14 protein-coding genes are annotated in these 17,196 nt (G+C 42.1%); 12 read left to right on the top strand and 2 right to left on the bottom strand.

Annotated elements, in window-relative coordinates:
• From PY364_RS28545 to folP, 6 genes are all read left to right on the top strand, one after another.
• On the top strand, positions 1-1,033 hold a 1,033-nt coding region (locus tag PY364_RS28545; protein ID WP_343279154.1), incomplete at its 5' end, for a hypothetical protein.
• Positions 1,034-1,104: 71 nt separating this feature from the next.
• Positions 1,105-1,341: a DUF433 domain-containing protein gene (locus tag PY364_RS28540; RefSeq protein WP_275571081.1), complete on the top strand. Its 237-nt coding sequence runs from the start codon at positions 1,105-1,107 to the stop codon at positions 1,339-1,341.
• The gene (locus PY364_RS28535; protein ID WP_275571080.1) at positions 1,338-1,691 is read left to right on the top strand and encodes a DUF5615 family PIN-like protein; all 354 of its coding nucleotides are present in this window, start codon (positions 1,338-1,340) and stop codon (positions 1,689-1,691) included. Before PY364_RS28540 ends, PY364_RS28535 begins: the two co-directional genes overlap by 4 nt.
• 158 nt (positions 1,692-1,849) lie before the next feature.
• Complete coding sequence (locus tag PY364_RS28530; protein WP_275571079.1) at positions 1,850-2,035, top strand: PCP reductase family protein; 186 nt, start codon at positions 1,850-1,852, stop codon at positions 2,033-2,035.
• Positions 2,036-2,195: 160 nt separating this feature from the next.
• A complete protein-coding gene (gene tpiA, locus PY364_RS28525) occupies positions 2,196-2,921 on the top strand; it encodes a triose-phosphate isomerase (protein ID WP_275571078.1) in 726 nt (241 codons plus the stop codon).
• Positions 2,922-3,081: 160 nt separating this feature from the next.
• Positions 3,082-3,945: a dihydropteroate synthase gene (gene folP / locus PY364_RS28520; protein ID WP_275571083.1), complete on the top strand. Its 864-nt coding sequence runs from the start codon at positions 3,082-3,084 to the stop codon at positions 3,943-3,945.
• 47 nt (positions 3,946-3,992) lie between these two features.
• Here the strand turns inward: folP and PY364_RS28515 are convergent, their stop codons facing one another.
• On the bottom strand, positions 3,993-4,778 hold the full coding sequence (locus PY364_RS28515) for a stomatin-like protein (RefSeq protein ID WP_275571077.1): 786 nt from the start codon (positions 4,776-4,778) through the stop codon (positions 3,993-3,995).
• 611 nt (positions 4,779-5,389) lie between these two features.
• Between PY364_RS28515 and PY364_RS28510 the strand changes: the two genes are divergently transcribed.
• The 6 genes from PY364_RS28510 (at position 5,390) to PY364_RS28485 (ending at position 16,582) form a co-directional block, all read left to right on the top strand.
• Positions 5,390-9,031, top strand: a complete 3,642-nt coding sequence (locus PY364_RS28510) for an NB-ARC domain-containing protein (protein ID WP_275571076.1) — start codon at positions 5,390-5,392, stop codon at positions 9,029-9,031.
• A 235-nt stretch (positions 9,032-9,266) separates the two neighbouring features.
• Positions 9,267-11,057: a GGDEF domain-containing response regulator gene (locus PY364_RS28505; RefSeq protein WP_275571082.1), complete on the top strand. Its 1,791-nt coding sequence runs from the start codon at positions 9,267-9,269 to the stop codon at positions 11,055-11,057.
• Positions 11,058-11,487: 430 nt separating this feature from the next.
• Entirely contained in the window at positions 11,488-14,796 is a 3,309-nt protein-coding gene (locus tag PY364_RS28500; protein ID WP_275571075.1) for a response regulator, read from the top strand.
• Between the two features lie 26 nt (positions 14,797-14,822).
• A complete protein-coding gene (locus tag PY364_RS28495; RefSeq protein ID WP_275571074.1) occupies positions 14,823-15,293 on the top strand; it encodes a response regulator in 471 nt (156 codons plus the stop codon).
• Between the two features lie 100 nt (positions 15,294-15,393).
• The gene (locus tag PY364_RS28490; RefSeq protein WP_275571073.1) at positions 15,394-16,035 is read left to right on the top strand and encodes an LON peptidase substrate-binding domain-containing protein; all 642 of its coding nucleotides are present in this window, start codon (positions 15,394-15,396) and stop codon (positions 16,033-16,035) included.
• Between the two features lie 115 nt (positions 16,036-16,150).
• Positions 16,151-16,582 carry a hypothetical protein gene (locus tag PY364_RS28485; RefSeq protein WP_275571072.1) on the top strand — a complete coding sequence of 144 codons (432 nt, stop codon included), beginning with the start codon at positions 16,151-16,153 and terminating at the stop codon, positions 16,580-16,582.
• A gap of 131 nt (positions 16,583-16,713) precedes the next feature.
• Here PY364_RS28485 and PY364_RS28480 read toward each other — a convergent pair whose 3' ends face one another.
• Entirely contained in the window at positions 16,714-17,001 is a 288-nt protein-coding gene (locus PY364_RS28480) for a YggT family protein (RefSeq protein ID WP_007355877.1), read from the bottom strand.
• Between the last annotated feature and the right edge of the window lie 195 nt (positions 17,002-17,196).

Genomic DNA, 17,196 nt, shown 5'->3' with positions numbered 1-17,196 from the left:
CGCCCAGAGGGCGGCGTTACAATTATTGCTAAATTTAAATGTTATAATTAAATCAATTGAGTTGATGAGTTTAATTACTATGGAATTAGGACTGCCTGATATTTCTCAAAGCTTTCAAAAGACAAAAGGATTTTTGACAGAACAAGTCGGAAAAGCTGTTAATTCTGTTTCCGAAGTAACTGCACAGGCTAAATCTTCTCTATCCGAAACTGCTGACAAGGCAAAAGAATCTCTCACTCAAACTACTAATTCTGCCGTTGATGTTGTAAATCAAGCTAAGAACAATGCTTTAGTTACAGTAACGGAGAAAAGTGAAAAAGCTAGACATTCTCTATCTGAAGTTGCGAATCAAGCAGTTACTCGTGTTAGTGAAACTACTAACAAAGCCGTTGATGCTATTTCTCATTCTACCGCAACTGCTAAAGAAAGCATCACTCACGCTACTAGCTCTGCTGTTAATACTTTGAATCAAACAACTAGCCAAGCTGTAGATACTGTAAATCAAGCAACAGAAAAGGCTAAGGCTTCATTACAAGATAGCATTCATAAAGCTGAAAATATTAGCAGTGCTGCTTCAGATACTATTCAAAATGCTATCAATGCTAGCGTCAAAGAGTGGATTAATTCTCATCCTTTCATCTTCTGGTTGGTGAGTCATCCGCTGATAGCGTTAGCAATGCTGCTGTTATCTATATTTATTATATTGGGTTTGTTCCAGGCTTTAGGTAGCTTTTTTGCAAGAGGATGGTTATCTATTTTGCAAATCCCTGGAAAATTTATACAAGTGGTTTTTACTGTCGGATCTAAGTCTGTTAGTAATCTCGGTGGAGTGGCTGTCAACTCATTGGTCTCAAGGAATATGGGAGAAAATAATAATTTATCTTTACAATTGAGCGGATTTCAATCAAATAGTTTAGAGTCTCAGGAACGACTTACTAATATTTTGATAAGGTTAGAGGCGATTCGACAAGAGCAGAATCAGCTTTTGCAGGAAGCCGAGGCTATTTTGAGCAAGCAATTTAATGTAGAGTGAGCAGTTATGGGGCGATCGCAACCTTTGTTCTATTTTTTGCTAAGATGATTCTAACTTCTAAAACGACAGCTATGGAAAATGACCTTTTGTTGCGAATTACACTCGATCCGAATATATGTCATGGCAAACCCTGCATTCGAGGGCTGCGATATCCAGTAGAATTCCTCTTAGAATTGCTGAGTTCTGGGATGAGTACCGATGAAATTTTATCGGACTACGAGGATTTAGAACGAGAGGATATTTTAGCAGTTTTGCTGTTTGCAACTCGTCTAACTCAGGTAAAAAGTATTTACAAAGTAACTCTATGAAGTTTTTAGTAGATGCACAGTTGCCAAGACGTTTAGCCCAGTTTCTGGTATCGGCTGGTTACGAGACAGTTCATACCCAAGAGCTACCGCAAAAAAACGCTACACCTGATGTAGAAATTAATGCTATTTCCCTTAAGGAAAATCGAGTAGTTATTACCAAAAATAGAGATTTTTGGGATTCATTTCTGATTCGCAAAGAACCTTATAAATTATTGATCCTGACTACTGGAAATATTACAAATGTAGAACTAGAAGTATTATTTTTAAATAATCTGCCACAGTTAGCTGAACTTTTTCAGCAACATTCCTTAATAGAAATGAGCCGGGACGCGATCGTTGTTCACGAATGATTCCAGCGATGTAAAGCAGTCGAGGCGGAGGAAAGAGAAGGGGAATTTACCTTCTCTTTCCATGTTCGCGCGATCGCACCTCGTGGTAAATTTAAAATATCCAAACTTTTCTTTAAAAGCCGATAGATCGCTGTTTGCAGCCGATCGCCGAATACGCCATGCTCGATTCAGACTTCTCAGACGATTTAAAATGGACGCTTGAAGCCAAAGCCAAGCTGAAAAATATTCCCTATTTTGTTCGGGGACAAGCACGAGTGCGGATAGAGCATTTGGCCCGCGAAGCTGAAAAGGAAGTTGTAACGGTTGAGCTGGTTGAGCAAGCTCGCCTCGAATTTGGTCAGTAAGTGTTTGTAACGCCGCCCTCTGGGCGGTATCAGGAACCGCCCAGAGGGCGGCGTTACGTCAAACCTGGGTAATTCCTGAATGCAAACTAACAAAAATGCCCCGCAAAGCCTTAAACTGATGTTGAATTTTGTAGTGTTCTGAGGTCTACTGAGGTCGTCCGTGCGGAAAATAGTTATTGCTGGCAATTGGAAAATGTACAAAACCCAGAGTGAAGCTCTGGAGTTTCTCAAAGGGTTCACGTCTTGCTTGACTGAAACCCCAGAAGAGCGGGAAGTCATTCTATGCGTTCCCTTCACCGCTTTGACCCTGCTCTCGAAAAATATGCACGGGGGCCGTGTGATGCTAGGTGCTCAGAATGTTCACTGGGAAGAGTCGGGTGCATATACGGGGGAAATTTCGGGCCCGATGCTGACAGAAATTGGGGTAAGGTATGCGATCGTGGGTCACAGCGAACGCCGCCAATATTTTGGCGAAACTGATGAAACTGTAAATATGCGGTTGAGGGCGGCTCAACAGCATGGTTTAATACCGATTTTGTGTGTGGGCGAAAGTTTGCGACAGCGGGAAGAGGGCGAAGCGGAATCTCACATTGCTTTTCAGTTAGCGACGGATTTGATTGGTGTGGATCAGCAGAAGTTGGCGATCGCTTATGAACCGATTTGGGCGATCGGTACCGGTCGCACTTGCGAATCCACCGACGCTAATCGGATTATTGGTTTAATTCGTAGCAAACTAAATAATCCTGATGTGCCAATTCTTTACGGCGGTTCTGTCAAACCCGACAACATTGATGACATTATGGCTCAGCCAGAAATTGATGGGGTATTAGTCGGTGGAGCAAGTTTGGAACCTGCAAGTTTTGCTCGAATTGTCAATTACAAATAATTGTAATTTGTAATTAAGAATTGGGTGGTTGCGTCAGGAATTTTTAGTTTTTATGGCAAAACCAGATAATCTTTACGAGTTACCCCAAAATCTTCCCGTACCCGTTGATGATGGGGCAACAAACCACCTTTTCGGTCTACAAATTCCGGCAGTTTCGTTAATGACGAATAACAGCATAAAATTAACTATCAGAGGTCAATCTTTTGAGTGGTGTAAACGCACTTACATCATGGGAGTGATCAATGTCACTCCTGATAGTTTTAGCGACGGCGGCCAATTTAACACCCTAGAATCTGCCACAGCACAAGCTCAGAAAATGGTAGAAAATGGTGTTGATATTATCGACATTGGCGGCCAATCAACTCGGCCTGGTGCGGATGAAATCACCCTAGAAGAAGAACTAAATCGAGTTATTCCCTTATTAGAAATCTTGCGATCTAGCGAAAATATTTGCGCTACAGTGCCGATTTCAGTTGATACAACACGCGCCGCTGTTGCCAAAGCTGCGATCGATGCCGGCGCTGATATAATCAATGATATTTCCGCTGCTACTTTTGACCCAGAAATGTTGCCAACGGCGGCAAAATTAGGAGTTCCAATTATATTAATGCACATTCGGGGTACGCCGCAGACAATGCAAAAATTAACAGATTATCAAGATTTAATTGGGGAGATTTATCAGTTTTTAGAGAGTAGAGTTGAAGCAGCAATTGCCACCGGAATTAATAAATTTAATATCATTATAGACCCTGGAATTGGTTTTGCCAAGACTTACAACCAAAACTTAAAAATATTGCGGGAGTTACCAAAATTTCATTCTTTAGGTTGTCCAATTTTAGTAGGTGTATCTCGCAAAAGCTTTATTGGTCATATTTTAAATCAACCTGACCCTCAACAGAGAATCTGGGGGACAGCGGCGGCTTGTACAAGTGCGATCGCGCGCGGTGCTGATATTCTCAGAGTTCACGATGTTAAAGAAATGCGCGATGTTTGTCAAGTTGCTGATGCGATATTTAGAAGGTAAGAATTAAAACTGCGCCGCAGCTACGCCAGCCGTAGGCATCCCACCCCTTAAGGTGGATTATTTAAACCTTCCATTAATCCACTAATAGCCTCAGATAAAGCTTTTGGATCCATAAAAATCACTTTTGAATTTGCACTTTCACTCAGTTTGCTATTAGCTTCCACATAAGTTTGAGCAATCAGAAACTTTCTAAACTCTTCACTCTCAGGTTTCAAATTTAAGGCCTGAGCAAGACGTTCTATCGACTTCGCATTACCCTCAGCTCTAACGATCATAGCTTGCTTTTCACTCTCCGCAGCCCGCTCCAACTCCATAGATTCCGATACAATTTTAGGAGGGGTAATACTTTGAATCTCAACGCGAATAATTTTCACCCCCCAATTAGCAGTAGTTAGATCCAGCTTACTAAGCAGAATTCTATTAATCTTATCTGTTTCCGAAAGAGTCTGCTTCATTTGTAACTGACCAATTTCAGAGCGCAGAGTAGTTAAAACCATGTTAGCAATTGCCGCCTCAATATCCTCCACTTCATAATAAGCTTTTGGCAAATTCATAATCCGCCAATACACCACTGCATCTACTTCTAGAGCCACATTATCTTTAGTAATAGTTGGCTGCGGATCTACATCCAAAACTCGTTCGCGGGTTGTCTCTACGTAAACGACCTTTTCTATTAAGGGAATGATAAAATTAAGTCCAGGTTTGATTATGCGCTTGTATCGACCCAAGCGTTCGACTAAACCTTCTTGACCCCCGCTGATCACTCTGAAAGAAGAGTTGACAACGTAGCCGAGGATCGTCACTGTGAGAATAGCCAGAATATACTGACCCATTTTTAGTTTCCTGCTCAGCTTGAGTGGGAGTTGACAAAGCTTGCTATTTAACTTTAGCTCAACTCTGTTGAATAATTAATAATTAGGACTTACACAAAATCATTCGTAACGCCGCCCTCGCTTGCTGTAAAGTCACCAGCTTGACGGGGAAGTTATCAACAATTAATATATATATATATTAAGGTTTGTAAAATTTGGTGGAAACTCAGCTTTTAGCCATAATAATGATATTTTAGATACAGAATTAGAATTCCGTGGCAGCACTGGGGTAGCCTTAAGTCAGTCTACTCCAGTTTATTTTGCAAATAATTTGATTCTTGAGTACAGTGTTTAGAATCAAATAATTGGTAATTGGTAATGGCTAATGGCTAATTGCTAATGGCTAATGGCTAATGGCTAATTGCTAATTGCTAATGGCTAATGGCATTAGGCTAATGGCATTAGGCTAATGGCTAATTACCAATCCTCCCCATCTCTTTCTCTTTCCCTAGCCCCTAGTCCCTAGCCCCTAGCCCCTTCTTTGGTAATTGGTAATTAGTAATCCCTCTTCCTTCTTTTTACCCTGAGCGAAGCCGAAGGGTCTTTTTCCTTCTTCCTTCTACTTAAGAGCCGTGAAACCAACACAAACTGCTAAATCTAAGCGTCATCGCGGTTATATTCTCACTCCTGTTGGAGCCAAGAAACTACAAAACCGTATTAGCGAATTAGAGACTAAAACTGGTGTCACCTATAACCCCTCAAAAATTGCGGAACAGTCGCAACTAATTAGTGCTCAAGGTTTGCACATAACGACAGTCAGAAAAATTTTGCGAGGAACAAGCGGCACAGATGAAAGTTCTTTGCGCCTTGTTTTCCAGGTGCTTGGACTCGAAATTGCAGAACAGGATTACACGCAGCCGGGAATTGAAGAAGTAGTTGCTTTCTTCGGCGATACCAATGGCGAGCAATGCCAAAGTGACTGGGGAGAAGCAATTGACGTTTCCCTATTTTACGGCAGAGAATCAGAACTAGAAAGCCTTAAACAGTGGATTAAAAGCGATAATTGTCGGTTAGTTATCCTATTAGGAATGGGAGGAATTGGCAAAACATCTCTCTCAGTAAAACTAGGAGAACAACTTCAAGATAGCTTTGACTTTTTAATATGGCGATCCCTCCGCAATGCCCCACCCCTAGAAGAACTTCTTCCTCAAATTATCCAATTTCTCTCTCAACAACAAGAAACAACAGCCAATTTACCTAAAACAATCAGCAGTCAAATTTCCCGGCTATGTCATTATTTTCGTTCCCAGCGCTGTCTACTAATTTTTGACAATTTAGAAACAATTTTAAAATCAGGCTCTCCAGCGGGCAGATATAGCGAAGGCTATCAAGATTATGGCGAACTATTTAGACGAACAGCAGAAATTTCTCACCAAAGTTGTTTGGTCTTAACCAGTCGAGAAAAACCCCAAGGTATTGCCTCTATCGAAGGAGAATCTTTGCCAGTTCGCTCTTGGCATTTAAAAGGTTTGTCAGACTCGGAAGCTGAAAGGATTTTTATAGCTAAAGGTCTCCAAAGCAACGCAACACAAGTCAGAATGCTGACACAATTATATCAAGGAAATCCCCTCGCTTTAAAAATTCTTGCTACTTCTATTCAAGAATTATTTGCGGGCAATATTGCAGAATTTCTAAGTCAGGGAACAACAGTTTTTAATGGTATTCGTAGTCTTTTAGAACAGCAATTTGAACGTTTGTCTCCCTTAGAACAGCAAATTCTTTACTGGCTGGCGATTAACCGAGAACCCGTAACTTTCGCCCAACTTCGCGCCGATATTGTGCCGCTGGTGCCGGTGGGAAGACTTTTAGAAGCTTTAGAATTTATCGGCTGGCGGTCTCTAATCGAAACCCAGAGGGCAATATCAGGTCAACTTTTGACGCTGCAACCTGCGGTGATGGAATATGTAAGTAATCGCTTCTGCGAACAAGTCTGTACAGAAATTCGTGCCGTTGCTGAGTTGGGAAATCTCAATAATATTAACTTACTCAAGCATCAGGCTTTAATCAAAGCTGAATCTCAAGAGTTTGTCCGTTATTCCCAAGTGAATTCTATTCTCCAGCCAATAATTGATGAACTATTAACCAGTTTTGGGATGAGAGAAAATTTGATTTCAGTATTGACAATTATTATTTCTCGGTTGCATTCGGATTCTTTGCCAACTCCCGGCTATATTGCTGGTAATTTACTTAATTTACTCGTTAATTTGCAAGCGGATTTAAGTGTGGTTGACTTTTCTGGCTTGACGATTTGGCAAGCTTACCTACAAGGTGTGAATTTGCGCCGAGTTAACTTTGAAAAAGCTAATTTAGGGAAGTCAGTTTTTAGCGAAACTTTTGCTAATATTTACAGCATTGCTTTTAGTCCAGATGGGTTGACGATCGCGACTGGACACGCAGATGGAGAGGTGCGTTTGTGGCAAGTTAGAGATGGGAAACTGTTGTTTCGATCGCTAGGTCATACTGGTGCAGTTTGGTCTTTAAGCTTTTCCCCTGACGGCGAAACCCTGGCTTCCGCTAGCTTTGACTGGACAATTCGACTGTGGGGTTTGCCAGATGGACAATTGCGCCAAACTTTAGAAGGTCATGAAGATTGGGTATGGGCGATCGCATTTAACCCAGACGGTCAATTGTTAGCTAGTTGTAGTAGCGATCGCACCATTAAACTCTGGGATATAAACGGAAACTGCATCAAAACCCTAGAAGGACACAGCGATAGCGTCAATGCAATTGCCTTCAACCCCGATGGCAAAACCTTCGCCACAGGTAGTACCGACCAAACCATTAGAATTTGGTTAGTTGATAACTTCGAGTGTAGCCAAATTCTCCAAGGCGGCGACAGTCAAATTTCCGCGATCGCCTTCAGTCCTGATGGCAATATTTTAGCAACCTGCGAAACTCAAACCATCAAACTCTGGGATGTCCAAACAGGAGAATGTCGCCACACTATAGCTAGCGACATAACTTTTGTTTGGTCTATAGCCTTGAGTTCCGATGGCAAAACCCTCGCAGTCGGCGATGGCAAAGTTATCAAACTTTGGGATATCCAAACTGGAGAATGTTGTCAAACTCTCTCAGGATTTGGTAGTCAAGTTTGGTCAGTAGCCTTTAGTTCAGATCGGCAAATTATCGCCGCCAGCGACAAACAAAGCCTGCGATTTTGGCAAGTGGGTAAAACAGGCGATGTTGCTGGGTTTCATTCTATCCACAGTTATACAAATTCAGTTTGGTCTGTTGCCATTAGCCAGAATTTAGCACAAGGTACGAGGCCTTCAGCCTGCGTAGCGATCGCCTCTGGTGGCGCAAGCGGAATAGTAACTTTGTGGGATCTCAAAACTCGCCAATGTCTCAGAACCCTCCACCGTCATCAGAAATCAGTTCGCAGCGTAGCATTTAATCCCGACGGCGAAACCCTAGCTAGCGCCGGGGAAGACAAAACTATTTGGCTTTGGGAAGTAAATACTGGTCGGGTAAAATTACCCCTTTTGGGACATACGGGTTGCGTTTGGTCAGTAGCCTTTAGTCCAGATGGTCAGATTTTAGCTAGTGGAAGTAGCGATCGCACAATCCGGCTTTGGGATGTCAACAGCAGCCGCACTCTACAAATTCTTTCAGACCATGAGAGTTGGGTTTTATCAATAACTTTTGCCCCCAGTGGAAAGTTTTTCGCCAGTAGCAGCGCCGACCAAACAATTCGCCTTTGGGATCTCAACACCGGCGAATGTCTAAAAACCTTGTTCGGACATCAAGGTTTAATTTGGTCAGTCACCTTTAGCCGCGATGGGAAAACCCTAGCCAGCGCTAGCGAAGATACAACCATCAAACTTTGGAATGTCGAAACCGGGGAATGCCGGCAAACCTTAGAAGGACACAAGAGTTTAGTTTGGTCAATCGCCTCTAGTCCTGACGGTAAACTACTCGCAAGCACTAGCGCTGACCAAACAGTAAGGCTTTGGGACAGCGTTACTGGTAAATGCGTCAAGGTATTGGACAGTCACGGTAGCAACCTCTGGTCTGTCGCCTTCGCGGAGGATAGCAAAACTCTCGCCAGTGGTAGTAATGATGAAACTGTAAAAGTTTGGGATGTGGAAACAGGGGAATGCTTAGACACGCTGAGACCGGAAAGGATTTATGAAGGGATGAATATTACCGGAGTTACAGGATTGACAGAAGCTCAAAAGGCAACATTAAAAGCTCTGGGAGCCATTGAGTATTAACATTATTAGGAATTACGCACTGTCACCTGCTTAATTTCCTTAGCCTCCCCCCATCTTCCCCATCTTCCTCTCTCCCCTTCCCCCTTCCCCTCTTAAGTTCTCCTTAAAATCACTATCTTCTCCCTAAAAGCCTTTGTGCCATTCAAAAATATAGTTATTGATGTAGCGGTCATAGCGAATCAACTGACCAAATCAGTGAACAGTGAAATCATCTACGCAGAAGGCACAAGCAGCCATGAATGAAAATATAAATTGCCTTAAATTGGCAGAAATCCTGATCGTTGATGACTCGCCAGCCAACTTGCGCTTACTTTCATCCTTACTAATGCAGCACGGGTACAACGTTCGCAAAGCTATCAGTGGACAAGCAGCCTTAAGAGCAGCAGAGGCAGTAATTCCAGATTTAATTTTATTAGATATTGTCATGCCAGAAATGGATGGGTATGAAATTTGTCAGCGCTTAAAATCCAATCCAAAAACAGCAGAAATACCTGTGATATTTTTAAGCTTTTTAACTGAAAATGTAGAGAGAGTTAAAGGATTTAAGTTTGGATGTGATGATTATATCAACAAACCTTTTAATTTGGATGAGATTTTAATAAAAATTGAAAAACAACTCAATCTGAAGGCAGCAAGAGAGGAAATTATGCAAATGAGTGCTGAATTTAAACAAGAAGCAAAAGAATGTCAAATACAGCTAGAGTCAGTCAATGCTAAACTAAAAATGGCATTTCACGATCGTCTAACAAAATTGCCTAATCGAGCATCATTCATCGATTCTCTAGAGACAGCTCTCAATCGTGCAAAAATAGATTCAAATTATCAATTTTTTGTACTATCTATCGACTGCGATCGCTTTAAAATAATCAATAATTCTCTCGGCTATCAGATCGGAGATCGACTGCTAGCCGCCGTAGCCCGCCGCTTAGAAACTGACTTAAGTCAAGATGATATTTTTGCACGGTTAGGCGATGACGAATTTGCCATTTTACTCGGCAACCGCCAAGATATCAGTAGTGCCACAAAAGTTGCTAGCGAAATCATAAAAAAACTTGCTTTTCCCTTTCACTTGCAAGGATATGAAGTATTTGTCAGCGCCAGTATTGGCATTGCTTCAGGCAGCAGAGAATATAGCCAGCCCGAACATATATTGCGAGATGCCGATACCGCCTTATACCGCGCCAAAGAACAGGGAAAAGCCCGCTATCAAATTTTTGAAGGCACGATGCGCGAGAAAGCTTGCCAATTTTTACAGTTAGAAACAAACCTGAGAAAAGCCCTCATCAAAAAACAATTTTGCGTACACTATCAGCCCATTATCGATCTCAAAACAGGCAAAATTGCTGGGGTAGAAGCACTACTGCGTTGGCAGCATCCAACTAGAGGTTTAATTTATCCAGCAGAGTTCATTCCCCTAGCAGAAGAAACAGGTTTAATTACTTCTATCGGTATTTGGGTATTGCGAGAATCCTGTCGTCAGTTACGCCTATGGCAAATAACAGGAATTGTCGGAGATTCTTTCAGCGTCAGCGTCAATTTTTCTGCCCACCAGTTTGGCCAAGCAGACTTAATTGAGGAAATCGATCGAATTCTCGCCGAAACCCAACTCAATCCACAGTGCTTAAAACTAGAAATTACTGAAAGTGCGATTATAGAAAATACCGAATCTGCGGCGATCATTATTCAACAGCTAAGAGCTAGGCAAATTCAGTTAAGCCTTGATGACTTTGGCATGGGCTATTCTTCTCTGAGTTATCTAAATTCCTTTCCTGTTAATATTCTGAAAGTTGACAAATCCTTTGTGCAGTGCTTAGACGGCAATTCAGAAAATTTAGGGCTTGTCCCAGCCATTATGTGCATTGCCCGAACAATGGGAATGAGTGTCATCGCTGAAGGCATAGAAACAACTCAACAGTTAGACCAACTCAGAAATTTAGACTGCCACTTTAGCCAAGGATATTTATTTTCTCGACCTTTGGAGGCCGAAAAAGTAAAAGAGTTGATTGCTTCTGCTCCTCAGTGGTGAAAGATATAGTTAGGGACTAGGGCTAGGGAAGAAGGGGCTAGGGGCTAGGGGCTAGGGGCTAGGGAAGAAGGGAAGAAGGGAATAGAATCAAGGGTGGAAGGAAACCAGAATGTCCTAAGCGTGGCGGTTGCTATATTGCGTTGGCGTAGCCTGCGCTACGCGCAAGCTATCATCCCTAACAAGATAGCTTCGCACAGCGAACAATGACAAGTGGTTCATATTAAAAGAAAATTGTAGTATAGCAACCGCCAAAGCGGTTAGGACGTTCTGAGTTCCTGAAACTCCCTGATTCTATTCCCTTCTTCCCCTTCTTTCCCTTCTTTCCCTTCTTTCCCTTCTTTCCCTAGTCCCTAGCCCCTAGTCCCTAGCCCCTAACCGCCTCGGCGGTTGCTATAAGTGCGTAAGTTTTATGAAGCAATAAATAGCCATAATGAACAGCTTACCTAACGATCGTGTCAAAGCCTCTATCTTGATTGTTGACGATATGGTGGATAACTTGCGTCTGCTTTCTGACTTGCTGACTGAACAAGGCTATAAAGTACGAGGCGTATCTAAAGGTAAAATGGCTGTCAAGGCAGCACAGTCATTTCCTCCTGACTTAATTTTACTGGATGTTATGATGCCGGAGATGGACGGCTATGAGGTTTGTCAACGCCTGAAAGCTGCGGAAACTACTCGCGATATTCCAATTATTTTTATTAGTGCTTTAAACGATGGGCTAGATCAACTGAAAGCTTTTGCTGTGGGAGGAGTAGATTATATTACAAAACCCTTTAAAATAGAAGAAGTTCTCGCTAGAGTTAAGAATCATTTGGGATTGCGAGAGTTGCAAAAAAAACTCGCAGAGCAAAATCTACGGCTGGAAAAGGAAATTTGCGATCGCGAATTACTAGAAGAGAAACTCCGCTCTTCGGAGGCGGAAATTCGGGTATTTTTTGAAGCGATGAATGACATCGTATTACTGATTGATGCTGGGGATTTTAGCATCAAAGCTGCCCCTACTAATTCTACGAGATTTTACCCAGATGATACTGATATTCTTGGTCAAACTATAGAACAATTTTTTGGAGAAAATGCCGAGCTTTTTCAAAATCAAATCCGCTTGGCTTTGGAGGCACAACAAATTGTTAACTTTGAGTATAATTTACTTGCAGGCGAGCGCGAAGTTTGGTTTATTGCTAGCATTACCCCAACATCCGAAAATACAGTAGCTTGGGTGGGTCGAGATATTAGCGATCGCAAACAGATAGAAGCAGCACTTCGCCAAAGTGAAGAAAGATTCAGGAGTTTAGTAGATAACATTCCCGGCGCTATCTATCGCTGCCTTTTCAATTATGATGTCATGGTGGAATTTCTCAGCGATGCTGTTCAGGAAATAGTTGGCTATCAAGCTAGTGAATTTATTCACAATCGAGTGCGAAACTGGACAAGTATTATCCACCCTCAAGATCGAGAAATGGTCAAATTAACGATCAAAAATTCTCTAGAAATCAAGCATCCTTTTGTATTAGAATATAGAGTGATTAACGCCAACGGTAGTATCCGTTGGGTCTATGATAAAGGTCAAGGCTGCTTTGCACAAGACGGGAGTTTATTATGGATAGATGGGGCAATATTTGATATCAGCGAGCGCAAACAGCAGGAAGAAACTCTGCAACACCGAGCTAAGATTGATAGCCTACTTAGTAATATTTCTCGTACTTTTCTTGACCAGGATATTGAGACGGCAATTAATTTCACATTGAGAGTTATTGGGGAATATACAGCTAGCGATCGCAGCTACATCATCCACTACTCCGACACTCAAAATCAAATGACAAATACCTACGAGTGGTGTGCTGAAGGTATTATACCAGTGATTGGCGATTTACAAGCTGTTTCAACACAGAGTTATGGTTGGTTTCACCAACAGCTAATCAATGCTAAAGTAGTTAAAATCTCTTGCATTTCAGACTTACCGCCTGAAGCTGCCGCAGAGAAAGCAGAACTTGAACGCCAAGGCGTTCATTCAACCGTTAATGTGGCTTTAATTCAATCAGGAAACTTAGCCGGATTTATGGGTTTAAATACCGTGAAATCTTCCAGAAGTTGGAGTTCAGAAGAAATTAGCCTGCTGACAATAGTCGGAGAAATCGTTGCTATTAGTCTGGCTCGTCATGAAGCCGAAATTGCTCAAGAAAAAGCTGCCAAAGCTGCCTTAGCCGCCAGTAAATCCAAAAGCGAATTTCTTGCTAATATGAGTCACGAACTCCGCACTCCCCTCACCGCCATCCTCGGTCTTTCTGAAGCCTTGAGAGATGAGGTTTTCGGCCCTTTAACAGCTAAACAGCACCAAAAATTAGCAACTATTGAGCAAAGCGGTGAACATTTGCTAGAGTTGATCAATGATGTTCTAGATTTATCAAAAATTGAATCGGGAAAGATGGAATTGCAGTTGAGTAATACTGACATTCAAGGATTGTGTGATGCTAGTCTAGCTTTTGTCAGACAACAAGCTCACCAAAAACAAATTAAGCTCAGCGCTCAAGTGCCTCCCCGGATTGGTAAAGTTAAAATTGATGAACGGCGGATGCGACAACTGCTGATCAACTTACTCAGTAATGCCGTTAAATTTACCCCAGACTGTGGTGCAGTTTGGATCGAAGTTAACGCTGATTTAGAACATGAAACTTTGCAGTTTATCGTTGCCGATACAGGAATTGGAATTGCGCCAGAAAACATCGGCAAACTCTTTCAACCTTTTGTGCAAGTAGATAGTTCTTTTACCCGTCGCTATGCAGGTACAGGTTTAGGATTAGCTTTAGTAAGGCAAGTGATAGAATTGCATGGAGGTAGTGTTTCTCTAGAAAGTGAATTAGGTTACGGTAGCCGTTTTACAGTTTCTCTACCCTGGAAGCAAGAAGTCAAGAAAAGTACAGCTCCGATGACAATTGCTGCTCATAAATCCTTAAATATTAATCAGGTTTTAATTGTAGAAGATTCCGCGCCTGCGGCTGAGCAAATGGCGCATTACTTGGCAGAATTAGGCATCAATAATTCTGCAATTTATTCCTTGGGAACAGGGATAGTAGAAGAAGCTATTAAAATTAATCCAGATGCGATTATTTTAGATTTACAACTGCCAGATCGCTCTGGCTGGGATGTCTTAGCGCAACTCAAATCAGAACCTCGCACCCACAATATTCCAATTTTAATCGTTTCTGTGGCGGACGAGCCTGTGCGATCCCCAGCAGCGAGTATATACGAGTATTTAGTCAAACCTTTTTCTCGCCATCAGTTTCAGTTGGCTTTACGCAAGTTAGCCCCTGCTCCCCAACAGTTGGAAAAAACGGCTATGATATCAGAATCAAAATCACTGCCTTTGATTTTACTGGCAGAGGATAATGAGGCAAATATCTCTACAATAGTGGAATATTTGGAAGCTGTCGGCTACCGAGTAGCAACTGCTCTCAACGGAGTAGAAGCAATACAAATGGCAAGAGAGTTAAAACCCAATTTAGCGCTAATGGATATCCAGATGCCAGGAATAGATGGTTTGGAAGCAACCCGCCAACTACGAGCCGATGTAGAATTTGCTCAAATGCCAATTATTGCTCTGACTTCTCTCGCCATGCCTGGAGATAGGGAAAAATGTTTAGAAGCGGGAGTAAATGATTACCTAGCAAAACCCGTAAGCTTGAAAAAGCTTGTAGAGGCGATCGCCTTTCAACTTAATCAATATCAGACTTTAATTCTCTAAAATTAATCCTGGAGTAGGGTATATCTATGCAAAACAAACAAAGTTTGAGTAGCGATCGAAAACTAAACTTATTGGTAATCGATGATGAAGAAAGTATATTTGAAGTCATCGAAGCCTTGCTCTATCGCGAGGGATATAATTTCACATATCTAACTAGCGGTAAAGAAGCATTAAATCGTATAGACGAGATTCAACCCGATGTCATGTTGTTGGATGTGATGATGCCAGAGATAGATGGTATCGAAACCTGCCAGCTAATTAAATCGAACCACCGCTGGTGCCACATTCCGATTATCATGGTGACAGCACTGAGTTCTAAAGAAGATTTAGCTCGCTCTCTTGAAGCTGGTGCCGATGATTTTTTGTCGAAACCGATTAATAGTATAGAATTACGAGCTCGCGTTCGCTCAATGTTGCGGATTAAGCTACAGTATGACGCTTTAGCTGCAACCCAGAGGCTAAGAACTCTGAATTTATTCAGTGCCTTTGTCAATTAACTGCGGTAAATTGCGAAGGTTTAAAAGTCTGACTACTCCGCGATCGCCTAAATCGGCTAAAGTAAGAAAACAAGCGCAAACATCGTCATCTAAAGGGACAATGGCATCATCTTCATCTGTCGCAGTTCGCGAACTCCCCCTATTTCCGTTACCGGAGGTGGTTCTATTCCCCAGTAGACCACTCCCGCTGCAAATTTTCGAGTTTCGCTACCGAATTATGATGAATACGATTCTGGAGAGCGATCGCCGCTTTGGGGTACTAATGTGGGACCCTAATCAAAATAAAGTCGCTGCCGTTGGGTGTTGCGCCGAAGTAATTCACTGTCAGCGTCTCCCTGACGATCGCATGAAAATCATGACTTTAGGCCAACAACGGTTTAGAGTGATCGAAGCAGTACGAGAAAAACCCTATTTAGTGGGTTTAGTGGAATGGATAGAAGATTACCCACCAGAAAAAGACCTCAGACCCCTAGCGAGAGAAGTTGAACAATTGCTGCGCGATGTAGTTCGACTATCTGGCAAGTTGATGGATCAAGCGATTGAGTTACCAGAAGATATTCCTACTTTACCTACTGAATTATCCCACTGGGTTGCTAGTAATCTTTACGGCGTAGCGACAGAACAACAAGGTTTATTAGAAATGCAAGATACCGCAGCTAGACTCGAACGCGAGGCGGAAATTTTGACCTCTACTCGCAATCAATTGGCAGCTCGAACAGTCCTTAAAGATACACTAAAATAAATTGCTAATTGCTAATTGCTAATTGCTAATTGGGAAAAGGTCTCTCAGTTTTCTCTCTGCCTTTTGCCTTTTGCCTTCTGCTATACTGTAGGATTATCAACTTTAGATAAAATTTATGCGCTTTCAAGCTTTTACCAATGTTGTCATTTCTTGCCTAATAGGAATTTTAACTTGGCTGTGGGTTCCCCCCGCTTTAGCATTGACACAAATTAAGCTGTCCGACATTTCTTATCACGACTGTCCCCCAGAAATGGCAGAAGGAACAGTCACCAGCGGTTCTAGCATGGCAGCTAACTGCTTTCTCGTAACAGGCAAAGCCTCAAACACCTCTGGCAAAACAGTCTTTGATGCCGATATTTTCGGTCGTATCTACGATGCCGAAGGTAATTCCGTCATGGAAAACCGTACTAGATTAGGTTCTATCGAAGAAATTCCCCCAGGAGTTAGCGATTTTGAAATCCGCATCTCTGTTGCTGCCAATCAACCAACCCCTTTAGAACTCAAGCAATTTAAAGCTACAGGTTTTACAGGCAAAGTCCGGCGCTGAATAATTGGCAAAAAATAGGATGATGTTCGATGCCATCATCCGCTTGCTGCAACTTGAAAGCTTACCAAACCTTTACTAGCAGTTAGGAACATTTAGTAAACTGCAAGCTATTAAGATTAAAGCCTTTGCAACTAAATCGCAGTTTGCAAATTACCTAACAAACCCGTTAAAAGCTGAGCAGCAATCTGAAGCACAAAAAAGGCGATCATCGGAGAAAAGTCAATTCCGCCCAAAGGTGGAATAATTGAACGGAAGAGATTTAAGTAAGGATCGGTTAACTGACTTAAGATCGAAAACGGAGGATCGAACCAGTTAATATTCGGGAACCAGCTTAAAAGTACCCGCACGATCATCAAAACTAGATATATTTGCACAAATGTCGCCAGGGTACTGGCCAGAAGACCTATTGAAGAACTCATTTCTTTACTAAAGTTTAAAACGACTTTGATTTCGATTTTAGCACAAATCGAAGTAGAAGGAAAAAGGTTTGACACTCCCCGGTCTAAAGACACGGGGATTCTTAAGGACAAATTTTGGGGGATGAATCCCGCCAAAGTTTGATTCTTAAAGGGTTAGTCAATGACCCACTACTCACTCGCTCTATTGTAGAGTCT

Source organism: Kamptonema sp. UHCC 0994 (assembly GCF_029167235.1).
Taxonomy (GTDB): domain Bacteria; phylum Cyanobacteriota; class Cyanobacteriia; order Cyanobacteriales; family Microcoleaceae; genus Kamptonema.
This window is presented reverse-complemented; position numbering and strand designations above follow the sequence as displayed.